Raw genomic sequence first — 3,081 nt, 5'->3', positions numbered from 1 at the left:
CCCGGACCGGCAATGGCTCCGGCCGGTGATTTTCCGGCGGCGGTGTTTCCCCACGACGCAAGCGTCGCGGGGCCCTGACACGCGCCTTTCCATCGCGAAACAAAATCCCCGGCCTCCGCCATCCTCCGCTCGCGCTCCGGCCCCGCGCGTCCCGCGGGGTGCAGGCCCGTCCCGCCCGCCGGCTTCGTCGCCATGAAGGCCGCAAGGCTGCGGTCCAACCGACGGAGCCTCCTATGAGCAACGAGCACGACGAACCTCGCCACGCCTCTTCTCCCACCGATCACCTGCTGCAGGACCTCCAGCTCTACGGCTACCGCCCCTTCGACGATGAGCCTGATCCTCGGCCGCTTCCCGAGGCCGACCGTATCACCGGCGCCATCGCCGATATCTTCGATGCGCTGATCGCGACGCTGCAGGACACTCGCCTGGAGTCCGACCTTCCCGACCTCCTGTGGTCGACCGTCCATCTCTTTCACCGGGCCGCCGGCCGGATCTCTGGCGCCCTCGACGACAACGAGCAGAGCCAGCGCCGCAGCCAGCAGGAGCAGGACGGGAGCGAGGTGCGCTCGGTGGAGCTGGAGCGCCTCATCGCCAAGGGCCAAGGCCTCATGGAGCGCCGAGACGCCTTCGAACAGATGCGGGACGAGGCTGCCGATGCCTTCGAGCGCCACACCGGCTCAGCCTGGCGCCCCCGCTCCGGATCCCTGGTGAACCACCGGCACCTCACCGCCGCCCTCATCGACAGCCGCGATTTCCTCGCTGCCCGCAGGCGGGCACAGACCGAAGTGCTGATGCCCGCGGGGCCCAAGATCGCCTTCTCCGGCGGCGACACGGCTGATCACAGGCTCATCTGGGCGAAGCTCGACCAGATCCACGCCAAGCACCCGGACATGGTGCTGCTGCACGGCGGTTCGGTCAAAGGTGCCGAGCGGATCGCGGCCTGCTGGGCCGATGCCCGAAAGGTGCCGCAGGTCGCCTTCAAGCCAGACTGGACACGGCACGCCAAGGCCGCCCCCTTCAAACGCAACGATCAGATGCTCGCGGTCATGCCCATCGGGGTCATCATCTTCCCCGGCACGGGCATCCAGGACAACCTCGCCGACAAGGCCCGCAAGCTCGGCATCCCGGTCTATCGCTTCGGGGCGGGTAGCGCATGAGCGCTGCCTTCCTCCACCTTCGGAATCGGACTTCACGGTGCGTCACCGCTTTTCACGAGATTGCGGTTCCCATCATCGATTTTCACCGAATTGACGCACCGGACCAGCACTCAGCCGGCGTCAAGAAGGGCTGAGCCTCCCGAACGCGCATGCGAGGAGACGGCCGCACCTGCCGATCTTCGAGCGACGGTCCACCCCCGCTTTCCTGCGCAGATCCTTAGGTGCCGGCCGAGGGCCTGGTGCCATCAACCCTCAAGGGGTCGGCTACGCACAGCGTGCCGCCACTCCCGCTTCGCTGTCGCGGTGATTGCGGCCCACGGCCGGACCCATCGGGCGCCTGTCAGCGGGGGATGGTCCTCCGCTTCGAGCAGGAGCCGGACCCCATGTCCTCCACCGATGCACAGGCCTTCGCCCTCAGCCTCGCCAAGACCCTGATGGTCGTCATCGTGATCTTCCGCGCGGGCGACGGCACCCTGTCCGTCGTGCCTGCCGACGAGTTCGACGGCGACGCCTCACAGATCATCCGCGAGATTGATCCCTTCGCCAGATAGTGGAGGGTGTCCCGAATATTCCGAGCTCAAGGATTCCGGGAAACTTCTTCGGTTGCTATGCTGGTTGTCGCGCCGCGGTGGTGGTGGAGGCGCGACCGCCCCACCTTTGCGGAGCCACCACCATGATCATTCCCGTTATCATCGTCGCCTGCATTGCCGCGGGCCTGTTCTGTTGTCTGCTGTTCGAGCTCGCGACCCTGGCACTCCCCGTCATCATGGGGATCACGGCGGCAAGTTGGGCCTATCAGAGCGGTGCAGGCGCCATTGGGGGTGTCGTTCTCGGGACCGCCGCCGCCCTCCTTGTCTTCGGCGCCGGTCACGTCCTGATCCTGACGACCCGCTCCGTTTGGACAAGGACGATCGTCGTGGGCACATTCGTGGTGCCGGCCATGGTCTGCGGCTACGGCGTCACCTTCGGCATCGTTCGCTACTTCGTGCCATCAAACATCTGGCAGGCTGCCTTCGCCGGAATAGGTGCGGTGGCGGTTGGCATTGCGGCGTTCAAGCGGATCACGAAGGTGCCGGCGCCTGCCCAAACAGCCGGGTCTCCTTCGCGCGCCCAGGTCCAGCTCCCAGGAGAGCATCAGTAGCTCCGGAGGCCCGCCGATTTCGTCCTGGAGCCATTGCGACGAGGGGCTGTGAAGCGCGGGAGCGTTGGTGACCAACGATCTTCCCCAGCCGAAACGGGGGACAGGCGGTGCCCTACGACGCGCTTACTCTCCGGGCTTCGGAAGCGGCCGGTTCAGCATGTGGATCGCAACGAAGGCTCGCCATGCCACGAGCCACCGGGATGTACGCCGAAATTTCCGTTCCCTCTCTTCATGGGCACCCAGCGGCCATCCTCTCCGTCGGTATCCGTCATCGCGCGCTCCATACGGCCTCTCTGATGGGCGGATCTGGCCGCAGGACGGCTGCGCCTCGACCGCCTATGCCGCAACGGCGCGTCACGACTTTCTTCCCCTGGGCGACCACCCCTTCGGGGGCCCGGATCGCCCATTCCGCGCGGAACAAGAAAGCCGCTCCTGCGCCGTCCTCCGCTGCGCTGCGGCCCCAGAACCACCCCATCGCGCAAGCGCGCCGGGGACCCCCGGTGGGTGCGGCGTCGGTCGCCTGCGGCCCTTCGATCGCCATCGAGGCCGCAACGGTGCGGGCTCGGGAACGGAAGACGGAGATCGACAATGGCCACCATCGGCACCTTCAAGAAGACCGGCGCGAACGAGTTCACCGGCGAGATCGTCACCCTCAGCGTCCAGGCCAAGGGCGTGCGCATCGTCCCCGACCTGCGCGCCAACGGCGAGAACGCGCCCAGCCATCGGGTCCTGGTGGGTCGGATCGAGATCGGCGCCGCCTGGTCCAAGCGCTCCAGCGAAGGC

General features: G+C 67.2%; 5 protein-coding genes. 4 read left to right on the top strand and 1 reads right to left on the bottom strand.

The annotated features are described in order from the left end of the window. A partial coding sequence (locus V5F61_RS21065; RefSeq protein ID WP_394104088.1) for a hypothetical protein occupies positions 1–218 on the bottom strand: 218 nt, incomplete at its 3' end. A 15-nt stretch (positions 219–233) separates the two neighbouring features. Here V5F61_RS21065 and V5F61_RS21060 point away from each other — a divergent pair. From V5F61_RS21060 to V5F61_RS21045, 4 genes are all read left to right on the top strand, one after another. Continuing rightward, complete coding sequence (locus V5F61_RS21060; RefSeq protein WP_393990634.1) at positions 234–1,157, top strand: DUF2493 domain-containing protein; 924 nt, start codon at positions 234–236, stop codon at positions 1,155–1,157. Between the two features lie 383 nt (positions 1,158–1,540). Further along, a complete protein-coding gene (locus V5F61_RS21055; RefSeq protein ID WP_394104087.1) occupies positions 1,541–1,708 on the top strand; it encodes a hypothetical protein in 168 nt (55 codons plus the stop codon). A 122-nt stretch (positions 1,709–1,830) separates the two neighbouring features. Next, positions 1,831–2,298: a hypothetical protein gene (locus tag V5F61_RS21050; protein WP_393990629.1), complete on the top strand. Its 468-nt coding sequence runs from the start codon at positions 1,831–1,833 to the stop codon at positions 2,296–2,298. A 588-nt stretch (positions 2,299–2,886) separates the two neighbouring features. Further along, a partial coding sequence (locus V5F61_RS21045; protein WP_394104086.1) for a DUF736 domain-containing protein occupies positions 2,887–3,081 on the top strand: 195 nt, incomplete at its 3' end.

Source organism: Xanthobacter sediminis, from assembly GCF_043195015.1.
Taxonomy (GTDB): Bacteria; Pseudomonadota; Alphaproteobacteria; order Rhizobiales; family Xanthobacteraceae; genus Xanthobacter.
This window is presented reverse-complemented; position numbering and strand designations above follow the sequence as displayed.